This is a genomic window from Kribbella pratensis (genome assembly GCF_004366075.1).
Taxonomy (GTDB): Bacteria; Actinomycetota; Actinomycetes; order Propionibacteriales; family Kribbellaceae; genus Kribbella; species Kribbella pratensis.
This window is the reverse complement of the sequence record NZ_SODU01000004.1, coordinates 563,639-583,681: the sequence shown is the minus strand read 5'-3', so window position 1 is coordinate 583,681 and position 20,043 is coordinate 563,639. Positions and strand designations below refer to the sequence as shown.

The 20,043-nt window shown below is 66.7% G+C and carries 20 protein-coding genes; 13 read left to right on the top strand and 7 right to left on the bottom strand.

What is annotated here, in order from left to right; translation table 11 throughout:
• Positions 1 to 21 precede the first annotated feature (21 nt).
• A complete protein-coding gene (locus EV137_RS35120) occupies positions 22 to 1,002 on the top strand; it encodes an aldo/keto reductase (protein WP_134132409.1) in 981 nt (326 codons plus the stop codon).
• 333 nt (positions 1,003 to 1,335) lie between these two features.
• On the opposite strand, the gene EV137_RS35115 is transcribed toward EV137_RS35120, so the two are convergent.
• The gene (locus EV137_RS35115) at positions 1,336 to 1,647 is read right to left on the bottom strand and encodes a hypothetical protein (protein WP_202871286.1); all 312 of its coding nucleotides are present in this window, start codon (positions 1,645 to 1,647) and stop codon (positions 1,336 to 1,338) included.
• A 186-nt stretch (positions 1,648 to 1,833) separates the two neighbouring features.
• Positions 1,834 to 2,748 (bottom strand): SDR family NAD(P)-dependent oxidoreductase, encoded by a 915-nt coding sequence (locus tag EV137_RS35110; protein ID WP_134132762.1) that lies wholly within the window; start codon positions 2,746 to 2,748, stop codon positions 1,834 to 1,836.
• A gap of 55 nt (positions 2,749 to 2,803) precedes the next feature.
• On the opposite strand from EV137_RS35110, the gene EV137_RS35105 reads away from it, so the two are divergent.
• On the top strand, positions 2,804 to 3,199 hold the full coding sequence (locus EV137_RS35105) for a MerR family transcriptional regulator (RefSeq protein ID WP_134132407.1): 396 nt from the start codon (positions 2,804 to 2,806) through the stop codon (positions 3,197 to 3,199).
• A gap of 243 nt (positions 3,200 to 3,442) precedes the next feature.
• Complete coding sequence (locus EV137_RS35100) at positions 3,443 to 4,051, top strand: alpha/beta hydrolase (protein ID WP_134132406.1); 609 nt, start codon at positions 3,443 to 3,445, stop codon at positions 4,049 to 4,051.
• A 37-nt stretch (positions 4,052 to 4,088) separates the two neighbouring features.
• On the opposite strand, the gene EV137_RS35095 is transcribed toward EV137_RS35100, so the two are convergent.
• Entirely contained in the window at positions 4,089 to 5,207 is a 1,119-nt protein-coding gene (locus tag EV137_RS35095) for an epoxide hydrolase family protein (RefSeq protein WP_202871285.1), read from the bottom strand.
• Between the two features lie 277 nt (positions 5,208 to 5,484).
• Here EV137_RS35095 and EV137_RS41625 point away from each other — a divergent pair, with 277 nt between their 5' ends.
• The 4 genes from EV137_RS41625 to msrA all read left to right on the top strand — a co-directional run bounded on the left by EV137_RS41625 (position 5,485) and on the right by msrA (position 7,502).
• A complete protein-coding gene (locus EV137_RS41625) occupies positions 5,485 to 5,823 on the top strand; it encodes a hypothetical protein (RefSeq protein ID WP_238175766.1) in 339 nt (112 codons plus the stop codon).
• A 114-nt stretch (positions 5,824 to 5,937) separates the two neighbouring features.
• Positions 5,938 to 6,321: a nuclear transport factor 2 family protein gene (locus EV137_RS35085; RefSeq protein ID WP_134132402.1), complete on the top strand. Its 384-nt coding sequence runs from the start codon at positions 5,938 to 5,940 to the stop codon at positions 6,319 to 6,321.
• A 141-nt stretch (positions 6,322 to 6,462) separates the two neighbouring features.
• On the top strand, positions 6,463 to 6,954 hold the full coding sequence (gene msrB / locus EV137_RS35080) for a peptide-methionine (R)-S-oxide reductase MsrB (RefSeq protein WP_134132400.1): 492 nt from the start codon (positions 6,463 to 6,465) through the stop codon (positions 6,952 to 6,954).
• On the top strand, positions 6,951 to 7,502 hold the full coding sequence (gene msrA, locus EV137_RS35075) for a peptide-methionine (S)-S-oxide reductase MsrA (RefSeq protein WP_134013119.1): 552 nt from the start codon (positions 6,951 to 6,953) through the stop codon (positions 7,500 to 7,502). The genes msrB and msrA overlap by 4 nt, the downstream gene beginning before the upstream one ends.
• Before the next feature lie 81 nt (positions 7,503 to 7,583).
• Here msrA and EV137_RS35070 read toward each other — a convergent pair whose 3' ends face one another.
• From EV137_RS35070 to EV137_RS35055, 4 genes are read right to left on the bottom strand one after another with little or no spacing between them, the layout of a single operon-like run.
• Positions 7,584 to 8,360, bottom strand: a complete 777-nt coding sequence (locus EV137_RS35070; RefSeq protein WP_134132398.1) for a hypothetical protein — start codon at positions 8,358 to 8,360, stop codon at positions 7,584 to 7,586.
• The gene (locus tag EV137_RS35065; protein ID WP_134132397.1) at positions 8,357 to 8,893 is read right to left on the bottom strand and encodes an RNA polymerase sigma factor; all 537 of its coding nucleotides are present in this window, start codon (positions 8,891 to 8,893) and stop codon (positions 8,357 to 8,359) included. Before EV137_RS35065 ends, EV137_RS35070 begins: the two co-directional genes overlap by 4 nt.
• A 38-nt stretch (positions 8,894 to 8,931) precedes the next feature.
• Positions 8,932 to 9,942: a LacI family DNA-binding transcriptional regulator gene (locus tag EV137_RS35060; protein WP_202871284.1), complete on the bottom strand. Its 1,011-nt coding sequence runs from the start codon at positions 9,940 to 9,942 to the stop codon at positions 8,932 to 8,934.
• 2 nt (positions 9,943 to 9,944) lie between these two features.
• Positions 9,945 to 11,978, bottom strand: coding sequence for a beta-galactosidase (locus EV137_RS35055; protein WP_134132396.1), 2,034 nt, complete (start codon positions 11,976 to 11,978; stop codon positions 9,945 to 9,947).
• A gap of 145 nt (positions 11,979 to 12,123) precedes the next feature.
• On the opposite strand from EV137_RS35055, the gene EV137_RS35050 reads away from it, so the two are divergent.
• The 6 genes from EV137_RS35050 to EV137_RS35025 all read left to right on the top strand — a co-directional run bounded on the left by EV137_RS35050 (position 12,124) and on the right by EV137_RS35025 (position 19,977).
• On the top strand, positions 12,124 to 13,494 hold the full coding sequence (locus EV137_RS35050) for an ABC transporter substrate-binding protein (RefSeq protein WP_134132394.1): 1,371 nt from the start codon (positions 12,124 to 12,126) through the stop codon (positions 13,492 to 13,494).
• A gap of 7 nt (positions 13,495 to 13,501) precedes the next feature.
• Positions 13,502 to 14,425, top strand: a complete 924-nt coding sequence (locus EV137_RS35045) for a carbohydrate ABC transporter permease (RefSeq protein WP_134132393.1) — start codon at positions 13,502 to 13,504, stop codon at positions 14,423 to 14,425.
• Positions 14,426 to 14,436: 11 nt separating this feature from the next.
• Positions 14,437 to 15,312 (top strand): carbohydrate ABC transporter permease, encoded by an 876-nt coding sequence (locus tag EV137_RS35040; protein ID WP_202871283.1) that lies wholly within the window; start codon positions 14,437 to 14,439, stop codon positions 15,310 to 15,312.
• Positions 15,313 to 15,431: 119 nt separating this feature from the next.
• Positions 15,432 to 15,821, top strand: coding sequence for a hypothetical protein (locus EV137_RS35035; protein WP_202871282.1), 390 nt, complete (start codon positions 15,432 to 15,434; stop codon positions 15,819 to 15,821).
• The gene (locus EV137_RS35030; RefSeq protein ID WP_134132392.1) at positions 15,821 to 19,048 is read left to right on the top strand and encodes a caspase family protein; all 3,228 of its coding nucleotides are present in this window, start codon (positions 15,821 to 15,823) and stop codon (positions 19,046 to 19,048) included. The genes EV137_RS35035 and EV137_RS35030 overlap by 1 nt, the downstream gene beginning before the upstream one ends.
• A gap of 5 nt (positions 19,049 to 19,053) precedes the next feature.
• Positions 19,054 to 19,977 (top strand): hypothetical protein, encoded by a 924-nt coding sequence (locus EV137_RS35025; protein WP_134132390.1) that lies wholly within the window; start codon positions 19,054 to 19,056, stop codon positions 19,975 to 19,977.
• Positions 19,978 to 20,043 lie beyond the last annotated feature (66 nt).

Sequence of the window (20,043 nt, the reverse complement as noted above, 5' to 3'; positions counted from 1 at the left end):
AACGTTGAGGAGGCGCGAAGTATGCAGCGCAGTGTGTTGGGCAAGGACCTCGTCGTTTCCGCGGTTGGTCTGGGCTGTATGGGCATGACCTTTGGCTACGGGTCGGTGGGGCGGGAGCAGGCACTCGCCACCGTGGAGCGGGCGCTTGAGCGCGGGGTGACGTTCTTTGATACGTCCGACCACTACGGCTCGGGAACCAATGAGACGCTGATCGGGGAGGCGCTCGCCGGTCGGTGGGACGAGGTGCAGATCGCTACCAAGTTCGGGTCGATGCCGGTTCTCGAGTCGGGGCGGGTTCCCGACGGCAGACCGGAACAGGTGCGTCTGGCGGTGGAGGGTTCACTGCGTCGACTGGGTGTGGACACCATCGACTTGTACTACTTGCACCGGGTAGACCCCCGGGTTCCTATCGAGGAAACCGTCGGCGCAATGGCTCAACTGGTGTTGGAGGGCAAGGTCCGGCATCTGGGGCTCAGTGAGGCTTCGCCGGGGACAATCCGGCGCGCGCACGCGGTACACCCGATCACCGCAGTGCAGAGCGAGTACTCGCTGTGGAGCCGCGATGTTGAGCATGAGGTCCTGCCCACGTTGAGAGATCTCGGTGTTGGGTTCGTGCCGTACAGCCCCCTGGGACGGGGCTTCTTGACGGGCGCGATCGCTTCGGTGGAACAGCTCGACACGGACGACTTCAGGAGGGTTAGTCCGAGGTTCCAGGGTGAGAATTTCGCCCGCAATCGCCAGCTTTTGCATCCGTTGCGGACTCTTGCCCGAACCGTTGACGCGACCCCGGCTCAGGTCGCGCTGGCTTGGGTGATGAGGATGTGTCCGGGAGCCGTCCCGATCCCTGGCACCACTCGGCCCGAGCGTATCGACGAGAACGTCGAAGCGCTGGCGGTGCAGCTCGAAGACGAACATTTGGCTGATCTTGACATCGCGTTTCCGCCTGGCGCGCCGGCCGGGACCCGCTGGCCCGAACAAATGATGGAGTTCCTGAACGGCTGACGAGCGCCGTATGCCCGGGTTGCGCCGACGCAGGTTCGCTTTCCAATTGGCCCAAATGAATTCCGCCCGCCACACGCTTTCGGTATGGGAGTCGCTGGAGCACCTGCGGGACTACCCTGCTGCGAGCCGACGGCCCAGGTCCGGAGGCCCTCACGTTCCGGCGCTCCTTCCCGGCACTTCAGCCGACTGCCACGGCGAGCAGCCACCATCGGCTCATGCACTTGATGGTGAGGCCGACAAGTGACGCAACAGCGGGACCACCGAGACGAGCACGAATACGCTGAACAGCGTCAAGGGCAACATGCCCCCCGGCCGTACCAGTGACCACCAGTCCTATCTCAGCATCGACCAGTTGGCAAAGACGTTCGCCGGCACATCCATCGCCATCACGACCAATCCGAGCCAAACACCGTTCGGACGCGCCAGCGCCACCAGCACCACCACGATCGGATCCAGGACCACCAGGCTGATGAAGAACACCTGTAGCACGACAGGCCCGTACGAGGCATAAGCGCCGAGCCCGCCACGCAGAAGGTCCGCGACATGCGCGCGAGTTCCCTCAACGAATCCGATCACATACACAACCAGCGCACACCGAACCCAAATCGGTTGGGCGCCCCAACGCTGCCGCAATTCGATCCCCACCTCGAGAAGCTTAACTGGCATGCCCCTCTGCCCGTGACCGCGACACCGCCTCCAGGCCGTCGTACGCAGCTATTGCGTCTGGCAACAACTTGACACTGGTTCCCGGGGGTGGGTCGCTACGCGGTGCGCACCGGCTCGTCGTTGCTTTACGACGGACTGTGGGTCAGGGACGTGGTCCGGCGGGGATCACTCGGGCAGGCCGATGCCCGTCATGGATTCTGAGAGCGACCACAGGCGCCGGGCTTCGTCCTCGTCGACCTGGGCGTCGACCACGCGGCAGTCCGCGCAATACGCGCCGCCGTGTGCAGTGAGCATCGGTGACGTGGCTGCCCACAACGTCGTGGCTGCTCCCTCTTCGGGTGTTTTGAACAATCCTGGTGTGGCTACGCCGTTGCTGTCGATCCAACCGGCCGCAACCATCTCGTCGGTGCCCAGATGCCGTTGCAGCGGTGTGAGAATGTAGCCGGGATTGACAGAAAAGGCATGGACCTCGGCCCGGGCACCCAGCCGGTCGAGGTGGCGGGCGAAGAGGATGTTGGCGAGCTTCGATTGCGTGTAGGCAGCCCATTTGTCGTATCCGTGCTCGAACTGAACGTCGTGCCATCGAATGGACCAGGCCGGGTCCCATCCCGAAGCGACCGAGACGACGCGAGCGCCTGCCGCGGAGCGGAGCGCGGGCCACAGCAAGCACGTCAGGGCGTAATGTCCTAGGTGGTTGGTCGCGAACTGTGCTTCCCACCCCGGACCGACGCGCGTCTCGGGGCACGCCATGATCCCGGCGTTCGCGATCAGGAGGTCCAGCCGGTCGTGCCGGTCCAGAAACCGTTGGCTGAACGCGCGAACGGACGCGAGATCGGCGAGGTCCACCTCGTCGACCTCGATTCCGTCGAGGCCGTCCAGCGCCCGCTTTGCCGCCTCAGCGCGTCGAGCGGGAACGACAACACGTGCGTCGGCACGGGCAAGCTCGCGCGTCGCGACCAACCCGAGACCGGAGTATCCCCCGGTCACCAAGGCCAAGCGGCCTGCGAGGTCCACCGTTGACATGACCTCGACCGCCGTGCTCTGCGCGTCGTGATCGGGGAGATGAGATTTGTCAGCCATGCCGAGCAAGCTAGGTACTAGACCTTGGTCTAGGTCAAGCGGTTACGGTGAAGGAATGAGCGGTCAGATGCTGAGCATCGGCGAGGTAGCGAAGCGAACGGGGTTGAGTGTTCACGCGCTGCGGCTGTATGAACGCGAGGGCCTGCTCGCCGGCACCATCAGCCGGGACCGGTCCGGCAGGAGGGTGTACAGGTCGTCGGACGTCGAATGGATCTTGAACTGCATCAAGTTTCGGGCTTCCGGGATGTCCCTGGCCAGTATCCGGCGGCTGGCGGAACTTGTGCGGCGGGGCGAAGGGAACGAGGCGGAGCGCCTCGAGGTGTTGCGCGAGCACAGCTCACATATCTCCGCAGAGATCGCGCAGCTGCTTGATTGTCTCGAACTGGTGAATGGCAAGATCGCCAGCTATGAACGGCATCTCGCGGAACTGGGGACCGGAGACCCTTGGTAACACCTGGAGACGTGCACTCCGTCAGCCAGCGCTACGCACCCGCTGCGTACCACCGGGCGAGCCCGTGGGCAGCTCGCCGGGGAGTTCGTCCTCACAGGCTTCGCAGAAGCACCGAACCAATCCAACGCATCCGCCGAGTACGGCCGGTCGCGAGTCCTCGGTGCTCTATCAAGCCGCCGATGGCACTGAGCTGCCCTTGCTGGTCTTCGATCCGGGCGAAGACCTACGGCCGCGCGCCGGCACCTGGCGTCGCGCGGAATCTTCGCAGTCTCGGCCGGGTACCGGCTGCTCTCTCGTGGCGCTGCCGGCATCGACGACTGCATCGCTGATGTTCGACGCGCGGTCGAGCAGTTCGCGCGGCTGGCCGCGTTGCGCGGGCTCGAAGCACAGCAGTTGGCCTCGGGTGGCAGTTCGGCAGGTGCTCATCTCGCGCTTGTTGCCGCGATGACCGCCGCGGACGTGCCTACTGCGGCGTCGGAGCCCGCCGTCGCGGCGGTGGTCGCCCTCAATCCTGCGGGCTTGGATCTGCGGACCTTCGAGCCGGACGCGCAGCGCCGCCTCGAAAAGCAGGTAGGCATCGATGAGGGCAGGCTACTCGACTACTCACTGATCGAGTTCGTGCGACCAGGGAACCCGCCGATGCAGATCCACCACGGCACCCGCGACGACGTCGAGCCGATCGATTCCGTGCGGCGGTTCCGGGACGCGATGGTGCGCTCTGGCAACGAGTGCACGCTACTCGAGTACGAAGACGCCGAGCATGGATTCCACTACCCTGGCAACAGCCAATACTTTGGCGACGTCATCGATACCATGGTGCGGTTCCTCCTCGACCGGATTGCATCGAAGTGAACCGGCAGAGCTCTACGATGAGCAGCGTTTCCCGTCTTCAGCGCTCGGGCAGGTGCTTGAAGAAGTTCTGGATGTCGGCGATCAACAGGTCCGGCGACTGGGTCGCGGCGAAGTGCCCAGGACGGTCGAAGACGTTCCACGACACGAGATTCTTGTGGTCGCGATGGACGAAGCGACGGATCGGCATGGTGTCCTCGCTGAACTGGGCCAGAGCGACCGGTACGGTCGTCGGGGCGGCGGGACCGTCCTGTTGGGCGAACTCGTAGTAGATGCGCATCGCCGAGGCGACGGTGCCGGTGAGCCAGTGGATCATCACGTTGGTCAAAATGAAGTCGGGGTCCAGACGCCCGCGGTAGATCAGGCAGTGCCAGCCGAGCAAACCTACCGGCGAATCCGCCAGCGCGTGCGCGAGCGACTGCGGTTGCTGGGTCTGGAGTACGCCGTACGCACTCATGGTCTGCTCGAACTGCCGCTCGTTGTCGAGTGCGGCCTGCTCGTCGTGGGTGAGGTTGTCCAGCTCCCCCGGCTCACCGGCCGGACCTGTGAAGATCTGCGTCACGTGGACACCGACGACTCGCTCCGGCGCGATCCTGCCGAGGTCCAGCGAGACGAAGGTTCCCCAGTCGTTGCCGGCCAGGCAGTAGCGCTCGTACCCGAGTTGGGTCATCAGCTGTGCCCAGGCGGCCGCGATCCGGCGTGGTCCCCAGCCGCGCTCGGTTGTCGGTCCGGAGAACCCGAATCCCGGCAGCGAAGGGACGATCAGATGAAATGCCGTCGAGGGATCGCCGTCATGTGCGCGCGGATCGGTCAGCGGTCCGATCACGTCGAGGAACTCGGCGACCGAGCCCGGCCAGCCGTGGGTGAGGATCAGCGGCCTCGCGTCCGGTTCCGGTGATCGCACATGCAGGAAATGGATCCGCTGTCCGTCGATCGTTGTCGTGAACTGCGGGTAGGCGTTGAGCCTGGCCTCCCAGGCGCGCCAGTCGTACGCCGTACGCCAGTGGGCGACGAGCTCGCGGACATAGGCAACCGGTACGCCGTAGTCCCACCCGGAATCCGGCAACTCCTCGGTGAACCTGGCCCGATCCAGCCGCTGCCGAAGGTCGTCCAGTTCACGCTGAGGAACGTCGATACGAAACGGACTAATGGTCTGCATAGTCATCCTTAGGTCTCTGCCGAGGATCACGGGTGATTCTGTCGTCCCAGCGAGGTCAGCCCTCGCTGGTCACCCGTCCTTTCGGCGCACTCGCAACAAGGTCGGAGCCGGCAAACCCAACTTGACATTGCGGTCATGACAACCAAGCAGCTGAGCCCGAGGTAGCACAGCCGGCGCCGACTCAGCCGCGTCCGCGAGCGCGGGGCGCCGTGTGTGCTCCGGCGGTTGGTTTGGGTGGGGACGAAAGGTATGGCGGTGGGCGTGACACTGACGAGGTATGTCTACGGAAGCTGTTGCTAATTCGGTGCAGTTGCCGCCGTTGGAGAATCCGAACGAGCGTGCGGCGGTTGGTTCGGAGTTGCAGCTGGTGCTGCAGGATCTGATCGATCTGTCGCTGGTCGGGAAGCAGTTGCACTGGAGTGTGGTCGGAGCGGCCGCCCATGGTTTGCACCTGTTCCTTGACGAGTTGGTGGGGAGTGGCGCGAGCTGGCAGATGTCGTCGCTGAGCGTCCGTGGTCTGGACCTGCGCCCCATAGATCAACCCGGCTTCTGGGAGATGTTCGGCTATCACAACTATGGACACCCGTGGAAAGAGCAGCGCTATCAAGGCGACTGACGTGCGGCTGACAGCTCGGCGCGCGGACCGAACGCTTCGGCGGGCCAGGAGGGTGACGACGATGGGACCACAGCCAATGCATGGCAGCACCACGTTCACGTTGAAAGGCGCCTGATGACTATCCAGCACCCGCCCGACCCGACCGCCGCCGAGATGGCGAAGCATTTGCCGCCGGCGATCACGAGGTACCTGCGCGAGGCCGATCCCCAGCACAAGGCGAACGCTCACGACCTGCTGGCCGCCTTCGCCACGGACGCCGTGGTGGTCGACGACGACGGCACCACCTACACCGGTCACGACGAGATCCACCGCTGGCGGGAGACCGAGACCAGCGAGTACACCTATACGGTCGAGGTCAGCCACGTCGAGAAGTTCGACGACTCCCACTACGTCGTCACCAATCACCTGGAGGGTGACTTCCCCGGCGGTGTCGTCGACATCATCTACCGGTTCACCCTCGCCGACGGCCTCATCACCAAGCTCGAGATCGCCCCCTGACTCCGTCGCCTCGCCGTGCGGGACCACGATCTGGACTGAGATCGCGGTCACAGCGCGTTCTGCGGAACCCGGGACCAAATCAGCTGCCCGCGATGTTGTTACCGGTGACGGCGCAGCCAGCGACGTCAGAAAAGGAGAACCGTGGCACACGACTACAGGAAGACTCCGGAGGCGGTCAGTCGCCTCACCGGCAGCCAGTTCCGCGTGACGCAGAAGGACGGGACGGAACCCGCATTCCGGAACGAGTACTGGGACAACCACGAGCCCGGGATCTATGTGGATGTTGTCTCCGGACAGCCGCTGTTCTCGTCGACCGACAAGTACGACAGCGGTACCGGGTGGCCGAGCTTCACCAAGCCGATCGCGTCGGACGCAGTTCGCACAGTCACGGACAGATCGCTGTGGATGACCCGCACAGAGGCGCGGTCCACTGGAGCCGACAGCCACCTCGGTCATGTTTTCGATGACGGCCCCGCCGCGGCGGGAGGCCAGCGGTACTGCATGAACTCCGCCGCACTGCGCTTCGTCCCGGTCTCCGAGCTGGAGAGTCAGGGGTACGGCGAGTATCGGTCGCTGTTCGAGACGGCCGACACGTCCAGCGACATCACGAGCACAGAGGAGCATGCGTCATGACCAGTGGAATCGACGACACCGGGCAGGTCACCCGCAAGCCCGGCACCGAGACAGCCGTCCTCGCCGGCGGGTGTTTCTGGGGTATGGAGGACCTCATTCGCCGGCAGCCCGGCGTACTCGAGACGCGTGTCGGGTACACGGGCGGGCAGAACGACCATGCGACGTACCGCAATCATCCCGGGCACGCAGAGGCGGTCGAGATCGTTTTCGACCCGGCGCGGACGACGTACCGCGACATCCTGGCGTTCTTCTTCCAGATCCACGACCCGTCGACGGTGAACCGTCAGGGCAACGACATCGGCACCAGTTATCGCTCGGCGATCTTTCCGCTCACGCCGGAGCAGGAGGAGGTCGCTCGCGACACGATCGCCGACGTCGACGCGTCGGGCCTGTGGCCGGGCAAGGCGGTGACGACGATCGAGCCTGCGGGTCCGTTCTGGGAGGCCGAGCCGGAGCACCAGGACTACCTGGTCAAGTACCCCGCCGGTTACACGTGCCACTTCGTACGCCCGGACTGGGTGCTGCCGCGGCGCGCGACCACCGCCTGATCCGACCCCGAGGGTGTGCCCATCGCCGACGCGACGGGCACACCCTCGCCCGTTCCGTGGCGCGACAGATCCTCGCGCTGCTCAGAGGCGCAGGGTGAGGGTTGTGGTGGTGCCGTCTCGGTAGGACACCTGGACCGGGACTCCGGTTCGGTTCGCGTCTGTCAGGTCGTCGCCGGGGAGCCAGAGAGCGAACTGGGAGGCGTTGACCGTTGCGGTGATCTTGCCTCGGGTCGGGCTGGTGTAGGTGACGGCTGTGACGTCCGCTCCGGCGAGGCCGGCAGCTACCGACAGACTGTGGTTGTCGATCGAGCCGGTGCCGAGGCTCGTCGGGGTGAGGGCGCGCGGCGCCGGGCGATCAGCCGCCGGCGTTGTGCCGATGGAACCGAAGTAGCTGCGGAAGAGGTGCCGCGAGTCGTCGGTGATGCACAGCGCGCCGAACCCACTTCGGTCCGCGAGGACGACGAGCGTCCACGCACCCCGACGTTCCGCGATCGCGGTGGTCGCCTTGGACAACTGATCGCGGTATTCGGGGCTGCCTGACTTCTGTTCCTTGCGGCACGAATCGGCGGCGTCGGCACGCTCGCCTGCCGACAGACCCGTCGGCGTCGCGGTCCACGTGGCGAACGCGCGATCGCCGCCGAGGGCCGAGGTCAGGACAAGGACAGCGGCAGTCGCGGCAGCAACCGAGGCGAGAGCCACGGCAATCCGCGGACCCGACCGCTTGCGCGCAGGCACCGGTGTGGGTTCGGTCGCAAGGATCCGCCGCAGATCGGCCTGCGCGCGCCGGCCGTTCGGGTCGGCGTCGGTGCTCGCCGGATCCAGGCTCTTGAGGACCTGGAGTTCGTCGATAGGAGTCATGAGAGTTGCCTTTCGGGCGAATGGGCCGGCAGGTGTCCGAGGAATGCACGCAACGCTCGGCGGGCGCGGCTGAGTCGCAACCGGAACGCAACGGGGGAGATCCCGAGAACAGCCGCGGCCTGGGGTGCGGTGAGGTCGTCGAGTACTGCGAGCGCCAACGCCTCCTGATGAACCCCGGAGAGCTTGTCCCACGCTCGCGCGAGATCGATCTGCCGGGCCACGAGCTCGGAGTTGTCGGCGGTGACGGTCGTCGTCTCGCTGAGCCGGACAGCCAGTGCCGTCCGCCGTCGCGCTCCGCGGTGAACATTGAGGATGACGTTCCGCGCGATGCCGAACAGCCAGGCCCGCGCGTCCGGCAGGCTCGTCGGTACGTCGTCTGTCCGCCGCCAGGCGACCAGGAACGCCTCGGCAACGATGTCCTCGGCCTGCTCGTCGGATACCCGTCGCTGCGCGAACCGGACCAGGTCGGCGTACGTCGCCTCGAACAGCCCGGTGAACCGTGCCTCTCGCTCCGGCGGTGAATGCTCACTCATGACTCGGACCTGTCCAGCACCGCACGGAGTGTGTCGCGTCAGGCGGACTCGCGGATGACGAGCTCGGTGGGGAGGATGACGGCGGAGCGGGTGTTGGTGCCGATGCTGTCGAGCAGGAGGCGGACCATTTCGGTGCTGACGCGGGTGAAATCCTGGCGGATGGTGGTCAGCGGCGGGTCGGCGCTGACGGCGACCTTGGAATCGTCGAAGCCGCCGACCGCGACATCCTGTGGGATGCGCTTGCCCGCGCGGTGCAGGGTCGAGATCGCGCCGAGAGCCATCAGATCACTGCAGACGAAGACGGCGTCGAGGTCGGGGGCGCGGTCCAACAGGTCCGCCATCGCCCGCTCGCCGGACGCCTGGGTGTAGTCGCCGTGGGTGATCAGTCCCGGGTCCGGTTCGTCGATCACGTCGCGGTAGCCGGCCAGCCGGTCGACGCCACCGGGGGTGTCGGTCGGTCCGGTGATGATGCCGATGCGCCGGCGGCCGCGGGAGCGCAGGTAGTTGACCATCTGCCGTGCACCGTCGCGGTCGTCGGCCGCTACGTAGGAGATCTCGCGCTCGTGCCCGATCGGCCGCCCCGCCGCCACGATCGGCAACCCGCGGGATCGGAGTTCGTCGGTCAGCGGGCTGCCGGCGTGCTCGGACACCAGCAGTACGCCGTCGACATGCCCGGCGGTGACCCAGCGGCCGACGCGCCGCCGGTCCTCCTGGGTGCCCGCGATGGTGAGCAGCAAGGTGATGTCGCGCTCGGCCAGGGCTTGGGTGCAGCCTTTCAGGAGGATGTTGAAGTTGGGGTCCTCGAACAGCCGGTCCTGCGGGTCGGAGAGGATGAAGGCAACCGAGTTCGACCGTTGGGTGACCAGGCTGCGCGCGTGCTGGTTCACGACGTACCCGGTCTTGCGGATCGCGCGCTGTACGGCGGTCAACGCGTCGGGGGACACGTAGTGGCCGCCGTTGAGCACGCGGGAGACCGTTCCCCGGGACACGCCGGCGACTTCGGCGACGTCCTCCATGGTCGGGCGGCGGGAAGCGTTCGAGGAGCTCATGGTCACATTCTGCGTCGAGGCGTGCGAACCACTCGCACGCCACCCGCGGGTACGACGAGATCGCCCGAGCAGGACGCACCGGTGAGCAGTTCGTCGCCGTCACCGGCCAGCGTGGCGTCACGCTCTCCGTGGTTGATGGCGAACAGGTACTCGTGCTCCGGCCCGACACGTCGTACAACCTCCAGGTCTTCAGGCACGTCAGCGTGTGGCGGGAGGCCGGCGTCGCGCAGTACGGCGGCGAGATCGTGGGCGCTGAGGCGGGTCGAGATGTACCACGCCGTTCCGCGTCCGAGCCGGTGACGGGTGATCGCGGCCTGCCCGGCGGCGGGTCCCTCGGTGTAGTGCCGAATGGCCTCCGCGCCGGCGAGGACGAGGTCTTCGGCCCAGACGTCGCCGCAGGAGCCGTCGTCGAGACGGACCCGCTCGCCTTCTCGCAGCGGCAGGAACTCCTCGACGGACAGGCCGAGCAGCTCGCGGAACGCCCCGGGGTGGCCACCCGGATGGACGGCGTCGTTCCCGTCGACGATGCCGGAGAAGTACGACACCACGAGCGTGCCGCCGTTGCGGACGTAAGTCGTCAGGTTGTCCGCAACTGCCGGGGTTGTCAGGTAGAGGCTCGGTACCAGTACGACGGGGTACTGCGAGAGGTCGCCTTCGGGGTCGACGAAGTCGGCGGTCAGGTGCGAGCGCCACGTCGCCTCGTAGAACGCCGAGACTCTGTCGAGGTACGAGAGGTCGACGGAGGGACGCCACTCGAGCTCGAGCGCCCACCAGGACGGCCAGTCCCAGGCGATCCCGACATCTGCGACGACGCGAGTGCCCCGGAGTTCGCCGAGCCGGGAGATATCGGTGCCCAGGGCAAGCACCTCGCGCCAGACCCGGGTCCCGGTGCCACCGTGCGGAACCATCGCGGAGTGGAACTTCTCGCCGCCGAAGCGCGAGGCCCGCCACTGGAAGAAGAGTGCCGACTCCGCGCCGCGAGCGAGGTGACTCAAGGTGTTGCGGCGCAGCTCACCGGGACGCTTGGCGACGTTGCGGGGTTGCCAGTTCACCGCACTCGTCGAGTGTTCCATCAGCAACCATCCGCGGCCGCCGGCGACCGATCGGGTCAGGTCCGCCGACATCGCGAGCTCGATGTGGTTGGCCGCCTGCTCGGCGTAGAGGTAGTGGTCGTTGGCAACCACGTCGACCTCGGCGGCCCAGCGCCGGTAGTCGATCCACTTGCAGTTGTTGATCATGAAGTTGGTCGTCACGGCAACCCCGGGGGAGAGCCTGCGGAGGAGGTCTCGCTCGGCAATGTAGTTGTCGAGGTGCGTGTCGGAGCTGAACCGGAAGAAGTCCAGTTGCTGCGCCGGATTGACCGCCATCGGGGAGGCGAGCGGAGGCTCGATCTCGGCCCAATCACCGTAGCGCTGCCCCCAGAACGTTGTGCCCCAGGCGTCGTTCAGGTTGTCCAGGCGGACATAGCGGCGTCGCAGCCAGCCTCGAAACGCCTCGGCCGACGTTGCGCAGTGGCAGTGTGTGTTGGCGCCGCCGTACTCGTTGTGGACGTGCCACATCGTCAATGCGGGATGACCCGCATAGCGTGCCGCGAGCTGCTCGGTGATGGCGATCGCGGCTTCCCGGTACTCGGGAGAATGCGGGCAGAACGCCTGCCGGCCGCCGGCACCGAGCAACCTTCCGTCACGGTCGACGAGGCGTGCCTGCGGATGGCGCCGGAAGAACCAGGGCGGCGGGGCCGCGGTGGGCGTGGCCAGGTTGACCGAGATGCCGCCGTCGTGGAGCAGGTCGACAACCCGGTCCAGCCACCCGAAGTCGTACGTTCCTGGAGACGGCTCGAGCAGGGCCCAGGCGAAGATCCCCACGTTGACCAGGTTGACCCCCGCGTCCTGCATCAGCCGGACATCCTCGGACCACACGTGCTCGGGCCACTGCTCGGGGTAGTAGTCGCCGCCGAAAGCGATGCCGGTCAGCTGCGGCAGGACTGGCTCGGCGCGGCCGGCCGATCCCGAATGAACCGGTACGACGATGCTCATCGACAGGTGTCCGATCTGGGAGCGCGAACAGAAACGGCACTCATCATGACATGAGGATCCGAGGTTTTCGAGCTATTGACAGCGGTATGGACGGCCAACAAACTGTGAGCGCTCCCAGTCAGGAGCGCGGACTGAGGAGGTCGGGATGAACGGATCGGCGCGGATCAGCAGGCGGCGACTGCTCGGCGGGGCATCCGCTGTCGTCGGCGGCGCGGCCGCCGGGGGACTGCTGAGCGGCTGCAACGCCAACTCGTCGGGCAGCTCGCCCGGCAACGGCGGCGGAGGCGGCGGGAGCACCGTCACGCTGACCGTGATGTACAACAACAACGAGCTGACCAAGGACCACATCGCGGACTTCGAGGCGAAGAATCCCGGGATCAGGATCAACTTCCTGCAGACCGACGCCACGCGGCTGAACGCGATGCTCGCGTCCGGCACTCCACCGGACTTCGTCCGCGGTGCGGCCGTCGGCAGCGCCAACGTCAACGCGCGCGGGCTGGCGACCGATCTGACGCCGTACCTCGAGAAGAGTCAGGTGCTCAAGAAGGACGATCTGCTGGGAGTCAACGACAGCTTCCGCTGGGACGGCAGCAAGATCGGTCAGGGCTCGTACTACGGGATCGTGAAGGACTGGAGTCAGGACGCGACGCTGTGGTACAACGCCCAGCTGTTCGACCAGGCGAAGTCCCCGCACCTGAGCGAGACCGAGCCGATCGGCTACGACGACTTGCTTGCGGTGGGCAAGAAGCTGACCAGCAGGCAGGGCGGCAAGACGAAGGTCTACGGCCTGGGAGTGGAGTGGGCGTGGAACCTGTTCGCCCCGCTCGCGACGATGATCCTGCAGCAGGGCGGACAGATCTACAACGGCGACCTGACCGAGACGGACTTCACCAGCGCGGCTGCCCGCCGGGCGGTGGCGTGGTACGTCGACTTCGCGCAGGCCGGCGTCGGGCCGTCCTCGCTCGATCCGCTGCCGGACGGCGCCGACCTGTCCACCTTCATGGCGAAACGGATGGCGATCAGCCAGGACGGCTACTGGTACGGCGGCAACTTCGTCAAGGAGACCGCTCTGCATCCGGTGATCCGGATGGCGCCGGCGCCCGTGATGGGGGATCACCGGGTGAGTCCGACGTACGCCGGTATGGGTGCCTGGATTCCCGCCAAGTCGAAGCACAAGGACGAGGCGTGGAAACTGATGGAGTACTTCATGGCGGGGCCTCCTGCCGAGGAGCGCGCGAAGAGCGGCTGGGGCCTGCCTGCCTTGAAGTCGCTGCTGCCGAAGCTGCCGCAGGATCTGCCGTACCAGAAGCAGGCGTACAAGACGGCGCAGAACGAGCTGCAGTTCAGCGCGCCGCTGCCGGACTCGCCGTACGCGACCGTGGATACCTGGAACCTCACGCTGGACAAGCACCTGCAGAGAGCGATCAAGAAGCAGGCGACGGTCGACGCCGCCTGCAAGGCGATCACCGACGACGTCAACAAGGTGCTCAAGCAGGGCAAAGAGCAGATCGGCTGACCGCGACATGGCCCGAACCAGCTGGTCGCGGTACTCGAACCGATCCTTCTACCTGTTCGTCTCGCCCTGGGTGCTCGGCTTCCTCCTGCTCACCGTGGTGCCGCTGGGCTATGCGTTCGGGATGAGCTTGACGAACTTCGACGGCAGCTCACCGCGCTGGCGATGGGTCGGGATCCGCAACTACACCGAACTCTTCGGCGACAGCGAGGCGTGGCACGCTCTGCTGCGCACGATCGCCTACACGGCAATCGCCGTACCGCTGAGCGTCGCAGCCGCACTCGGGCTCGCCGTACTGCTCAACCGCCGGCTGAAGGCGCTCGGCCTGTGGCGGACGATCTTCTTCCTGCCGTCGGTGGTTCCGGTGGTGGCGATGGCGATCATGTGGAAGCTTGTCCTGAACCGGGACGCCGGCATCGCGAACGCGCTTCTGCACGTCGTCGGGATCAAGCCGATCGTGTGGCTGATAGATCCCATGGCCTTCTATGCGCTGATCATCCTGACGCTGTGGGGCCTCGGGGGCGGCATGGTCATCATGCTGGCCGCGCTGCAGGGCGTACCGGCCGAGCTGGAGGAGGCGGCGGTCGTCGACGGCGCGGGCCGGTGGCGGGTGTTTCGGCACATCACGGTTCCGATGATCTCCCCGGTCATCTTCTTCCAGGTGGTGACGGGGGTGATCGCGACGTTCCAGATCGTCGTACAGCCGCTGTTGCTGGCCGAGACCAACAGCATCGCCGGGGTAGGACAGGTGCCGCGGAGCACTCACTTGTACATGGTGCAGGTGTATCAGGAGTTCTTCACCAGCAACCGGTTCGGATACGGGTCGGCGATGCTGTGGGTGTTCTTCCTGGTGATCCTGGCCTTCACGCTACTCATCCAGCGATCCAGTCGCCTCTGGGTGCACTACGAGGTCGACACCGAGTCGGACCGTTAGGAGAACGTGCTGTGCACGACCGCCGTACCGCATCCGCCGCTGTCCACCGGCTGCCGCTGGTCAAGCTCCGTCTGAGTGCGGGGGCGATCTACGTCCTGCTGATGGCACTCGCGGTGCTCTTCGTCGGGCCCTTCGTCTGGTTGCTGCTGGCGGCCTTGAAGACCCGGGACGAGTGGGCCGCCGTGCCGACGCACATCCTGCCCCGGCAGGCGCAGTGGGGGAACTTCGTCCACGCGCTGACAGACATCAACTTCCCGGCGTACGCCGTCAACTCACTGTTCCTGTCGACCATGTACGCCGTACTTGTCACCGCCTCCAGCGCCGCCGTCGGATTCGGGTTCGCCAGACTCCGCGGCAGCGGCAAGCGTGGGCTGTTCCTCGTCCTGCTGTCGACGATGATGCTGCCGCAGATCCTGACGCTGCTGCCGACGTACGTCCTGTTCTCGAAGCTCGGGTTGGTGAACACGTACTGGCCGTGGGTGCTGTGGGGCTTCGCGGCGTCGCCGTACCTGATCTTCTTGTTCCGCCAGTTCTTCGCCGCGATCCCGCGCGAACTGGAAGACGCCGCGATCATCGACGGGTGCGGCTGGACGCGGATCTTCCTGCGGATCTTCCTGCCACTGTCGCGACCGGTGCTGATCACGTCGTTCCTGCTGTCCTTCATCTGGACCTGGGGCGACTACATCGCGCCGGCGCTCCTGCTCGACGTCGACCACACGACGTTGTCGGTCGCCATCACCGCCTGGTACCGCGATCCGCACGGCAACGCGATCCCCACGGTGCAAGCAGCGGCCGCGGCCCTCTACGTCCTTCCCGCGCTCCTCATCTTCCTGTTCGCCCAGCGCCACTTCGTCCGAAGCGTCGTCGCCTCAGGCGTCAAGGGATAAGCGCCGGCTCGACGTAGCGGTGCGGGTGGCTGGAGGTCTAGCCTGAGTAACACAGAGGTGACAGCGCGTGTGGGGAGGGGCTTCGCAACGCGGTCGTCGCCCGGGAGGCAAGGGGGCCCATGGTGGGGGAGCTGAAAGTTCAGCTTGCCGAGTCAGGTGCGGATGCCGAGCGTCTGGACGAGCTGACCGGTTATCTGCGGCGGGAGTTGCTGGAGCTGGACGTCGACAACGTCACGGCGCTGCCGGCGGGGGAGCCGCCACCAGGCACGAGGGCGCTCGAGTTCCTCGCGATCGGCGGGTTGCTGGTCACCTTCAGCGAAGCCACGGAGGGTGTGCGCAAGGTGGTGTCCGTCATCAGGAACTGGCTGGCGCGAGGCGACGGCGTCAAGCGGACTGTTCGGCTGGAGCTCGACGGCGACGTACTGGAGCTCTCGGAGGTGAGTGCCCCGGAGCAGACGCGACTGATCGAGTTGTTCGTGAGCAGGCACGCCGATCCCGGGGGCAAGTAATGGACGGTCGGCGCAGAGCCCTGATCGTCGCGAACGACGAGTACGACCACGACGGGCTTCGGCATCTGAGGTCGCCGGCCGCCGATGCCGAGGCGCTCGGGCGGGTTCTCGGCGACGGGCAGATCGGCGCCTTCGACGTAGAGACGGTTCGCAACGAACCGTCGTACGTCATCCAGACGCGGATCGAGGACCTGCTCGCGGAGAGTCAGCCGGACGACGTGCTGTTGCTGCACTTCTCGTGCCACGGCCTGAAGAGCGAGTCGGGCGAACTGTTCTTCGCCGCCCGGAACACCCGGCCGAACCGGCTGAGTTCCACCGCGATCTCGGCGGACTTCGTACGGCGGTGCATGCAGGCGAGCCGGTCGCGCAGCGTCGTACTGCTCCTGGACTGCTGCTACGGCGGGGCGTTCGGCAAGGGCGTCGCGGTCCGGTCGACCGGAGATGTCAACGTCCTGGACAGTTTTCCGGGCAATCGGGTCGGCGGCGGTCGGGGTCGGGCGGTCATCACCGCGTCGAACTCGATCGAGTACGCGTTCGAAGGCGACGAGCTCGCCGACGACCACAGCAGCCGTCCGTCCGTGTTCACGACCGCGCTGGTGGAGGGGCTCGCGACCGGTGACGCCGACCGGGACGAGGACGGTTGGGTGTCGCTGAACGAGCTGTACGACTACGTGTTCGATCGGGTTCGTGCGCAGACGCCGCACCAGACGCCCAGCCGGGACGTGGAGATGCAGGGTGAGCTGTACCTGGCCAGAAGTCGCCGGCGGCGGATCAAACCACAGCCGATTCCGGCGGATCTGCAGGCCGCGATGACCGACGCGAACATGTTCTCGCGTCTTGGCGCGGTCAGTGAGTTGCGGTCGCGACTGCTCAGCGAGAATTTGCCGGCGGCGGTCGGGGCGCACGAAGCGCTGGTGGAGATCGCGCGGACGGATATCCAGTACGTCGCTGAGCCCGCGCAAGCGGCCGTCCGGGAGGCGACCCTCCGTCCCAGTGCGACGGCGCTGCGGTTCGAGCCGGTCGTTTCGGGCGCGGAGCCGCCGCACCTCGTTCTCCAGTTGCTCGGCCCGCCGGTCGCGAGGATCTGTACGCCGCACGCATCGGACGACTGGATCCACGTCGAAGAGACACCCGAGGGCCTCGATATCTCCGTCGACACCCGTGCCACCCGGACCGGAACCCTTAATCTCAAAGGCCCTACCGGCGAAGTCGACCTCCCGGTAACCGTGACCGTCCTCCCGGCCGAACAGCTGGCGGCACCCGAGGAACCACCGACCGCCGAGGAACCACCGGCCGCGAAGGACGTGCCGCCCGCTCAGAAACCACCGGCTCCGGCGGACGTGCCGTCCGCAGAGGAACCACCGGCTCCGGCGGACGTGCCGTCCGCAGAGGAACCACCGGCTCCGGCGGACGTGCCGTCCGCAGAGGAACCACCGGCTGCGGAGGATCTGCCGTCCGCGCAGGCGCCATCGGTGGGGGAGCAGGTGCGGGCCACGGAGGAGACGCCGACTGTGCAGGACGCGCCAGCTGTGAGTGGCGCACCTGTTGCAACGACCGAGCCCGCTCCGGGCCCAGCGCCTACCGAGCCGCAAGTGGCTCCGGCTGCGAGCGTGTCAGCTGCCGCTCCGAGGCCGGGCCGGCCGCACCCGGATCCTGCTCGGACGGCTCCGGCGGGGGTTCGTCCTACCGAACCGGTCCAGCCACGTCCTGTCGAAAGCGGTGCGCCGCCGCCGACGGCTCAGCCAGTCGCCGCGCAGCGGAGTGGCGGGCGTGAGATCGGCTCGATCCTGTGGGCGCTCATTCCCCTGCTGTCGTTGGGTTTGCTGGCCTTCGTGCCCTTCGTTCACGCCGCCGTACGACTGAAGAACGCCGCCCTGTGGCTGGCCGCGGCCGGTTACGCCGCGCTCCTGGTCGCATTCCTCGCACTGAACGTCCCGGCGATCCTGATCCTGTTGATCGTCGCCGCCAGCATCCACGCCTTCGTGCTCCGGGAGCGTGTCTTCGCGGTGGCCGAGGCAACCCCGGTCGGACGACCTGCTGCCCCGCCCGCCACCGCCCGCCAGGTCCCCATGCCGCACTTCCGGGTTGTTGCCCTGGGCATCGCCGGGTCGGGGAAGACGGTCTATCTGTCGAGCATGTTCCACACCGTGAACGTTCCGACCGCCACTCGCTCGTACTTCCTGGAGACGGCCGCCGCGCAGCGGATCTATCTCAGCAAGGTGTTCGACGAGGTGAGCGACACCGCCGAGCCGTGGCCGCGGGGAACGCGCACGGGCGAGACCCGGGAGCTCGTCTTCGACTGCATGTCGTTCGACCGTGGCACCAAGCATCAGGTGTTCACGATCAGCTATCTCGACTATGCGGGCGAACTGCTGGAAACCCAGCAGGCAGCGGGTTCGACCGGCCTCAGCGATCTGGAAGCACGGATCCGCAATGCCCACGGGCTGCTCGGCATGCTGGACGGCTACCGGGTCCTCCAGTTCCTCCGCGGCGAACCTGCCGGACAACGCTACTTCCGCAGCTCGATCCAGCCGATGACCGGAATGATGGCCGGCGCCACCTGCCCGATCCACTTCGTTCTCACCAAGTGGGACCTGATCCGCGGGTTCGGTGAGCCGGTCGATGCCGATGACAACCTCCGGCTCAGCCTCGTCCGCGATGCCCTGATGAACACTGCCCAGCTGAACGCGCTCGTCGAGACGCACAGCTGGGAGGGGCGGATCATCCGGCTGATCCCGGTCAGCGCGGTCGGCCCGGACTTCGCCCAGATGGACACCGACGGCCGGATCCTGAAGCTTCCGAACGGCCAACTCCACCCGGCCAACGTCGAGGTGCCGCTCACCGCGATCCTTCCGGACCTGTTCCGGCAAGTGGAGCAGTCTCTCGATCCGGCCACTCGTCAACAGCTCGCCGCGGACGCCAGATCCCGGCACGAGCCACGGTTCTCGATGACGGCGTTCCTGAATCTCCCGGCCGGCGCGACGCTGGGCCGGAGGCTTCAGGACGTCGTCGGTGGGTCGGCCGGGCGTGAGGTCGTCGGGATGTTTCTCGACTGGATGGCGGGTATGCCGACGGACGAGGCGAGGGCGGTGGGTGAGCAACGACGCGACGCCCGGCGCCAGGCGGCGACTGTCGAGCTGGCCCGTGCGCGCGTGCTGGGCGAGTTCGCCGCGGACTTGCAGCGGCTCGAGGAACGGTTGCCCGCTTCCCGGCTCGGTGGACGGTGACCACGGTGCCCGATTCACCGCCGTACGGCTGGACGTTCCTGGTCGCCCGTGGCCGGCAGCAGGGGTACCAGCCGCTGCTCGTCCCGGATTTTCTTGCTGAGAGCAACGAGTACGGCGTACTCGACCAGGCCACCGGTGGCGAGTCCGGCGTGGCGATCACCCCGGTCCACGGGCTGGTGGCGGGTGACGTCGTACTCGTGTCTCGAAGTGAACGGCTCGGGGCCGGCGATATCGGATGGTTGTCCGGGCCGGCGACCGACCAGTTCGGCCGGCCGTTGGAGCTGTTGTACGGGTTCGTGCTGCGAGGCGGCTCGATCGGCGAGGTGGACGACGCCGACCTCGCCGCCGCACGAGCGGAGGCGGTCGCGACCTACCGGCGCTTCCTGGCCGCCGAGTCGGCGTTCGAGCGGGAGATCTCCCGGCCGTTCGTCCTGCGGTCGATCCCCGAGCTGGTGCTCTCGACCACGCCCGCTCACCTCGTCGATCCAGGAACGGAAACGCCCGAACCGGTGGCCGTGGCCGCCAGACCGTCCCCGATAGTCAGTCGGAACCTTGTCCTGGTCGTCGTCGTGGCCATCGCTGTCTCGGCAGCCGTTTGGGCTCTGCTGCTCCGCGGACGTGGCGGACCGGTGACCGAAGTCGATCTCGTGGAGCTCGAGTCGACAGCGGTCGACTGCACTCGACCCATCACCGTGCAGGCGAGGATCACGACCGACGACGCCGCGACCGTGACGTACCACTGGGAGTCCAAGCTGACGACGGACTCGAAGCCGGTCACCGTCGAGTTCGCCTCAGCTGCCACGAAAGTGGTCGAAACCACCGTCGATCCCGCCGCGACATCCGGTGCGTTCAGCTTCAAGGAGACCCTGGTCGTCGAGCACCCGAATTCCACCGAGTCCTCCCACGAGTACAAACTGAGTTGCCGCTGAGCGTGTCACACATCGACCGGTCCAGACGTCAAGTCAAGGACTGATGTCGAGGCGAAGGAGAGCGGC

Coding starts and splice junctions, on each gene's coding strand:
- EV137_RS35105 (WP_134132407.1), top strand. CDS start 2,804: ATGAGCGGTCAGATGCTGAGCATCGGCGAGGTAGCGAAGCGAACGGGG.
- EV137_RS35030 (WP_134132392.1), top strand. CDS start 15,821: ATGGACGGTCGGCGCAGAGCCCTGATCGTCGCGAACGACGAGTACGAC.
- EV137_RS35060 (WP_202871284.1), bottom strand. CDS start 9,942: ATGAGCTCCTCGAACGCTTCCCGCCGCCCGACCATGGAGGACGTCGCC.
- EV137_RS35110 (WP_134132762.1), bottom strand. CDS start 2,748: ATGGCTGACAAATCTCATCTCCCCGATCACGACGCGCAGAGCACGGCG.
- EV137_RS35045 (WP_134132393.1), top strand. CDS start 13,502: ATGGCCCGAACCAGCTGGTCGCGGTACTCGAACCGATCCTTCTACCTG.
- EV137_RS35050 (WP_134132394.1), top strand. CDS start 12,124: ATGAACGGATCGGCGCGGATCAGCAGGCGGCGACTGCTCGGCGGGGCA.
- EV137_RS35120 (WP_134132409.1), top strand. CDS start 22: ATGCAGCGCAGTGTGTTGGGCAAGGACCTCGTCGTTTCCGCGGTTGGT.
- EV137_RS35095 (WP_202871285.1), bottom strand. CDS start 5,207: ATGCAGACCATTAGTCCGTTTCGTATCGACGTTCCTCAGCGTGAACTG.
- EV137_RS35035 (WP_202871282.1), top strand. CDS start 15,432: ATGGTGGGGGAGCTGAAAGTTCAGCTTGCCGAGTCAGGTGCGGATGCC.
- EV137_RS35055 (WP_134132396.1), bottom strand. CDS start 11,978: ATGAGCATCGTCGTACCGGTTCATTCGGGATCGGCCGGCCGCGCCGAG.
- msrA (WP_134013119.1), top strand. CDS start 6,951: ATGACCAGTGGAATCGACGACACCGGGCAGGTCACCCGCAAGCCCGGC.
- EV137_RS35065 (WP_134132397.1), bottom strand. CDS start 8,893: ATGAGTGAGCATTCACCGCCGGAGCGAGAGGCACGGTTCACCGGGCTG.
- EV137_RS41625 (WP_238175766.1), top strand. CDS start 5,485: ATGTCTACGGAAGCTGTTGCTAATTCGGTGCAGTTGCCGCCGTTGGAG.
- EV137_RS35085 (WP_134132402.1), top strand. CDS start 5,938: ATGACTATCCAGCACCCGCCCGACCCGACCGCCGCCGAGATGGCGAAG.
- EV137_RS35070 (WP_134132398.1), bottom strand. CDS start 8,360: ATGACTCCTATCGACGAACTCCAGGTCCTCAAGAGCCTGGATCCGGCG.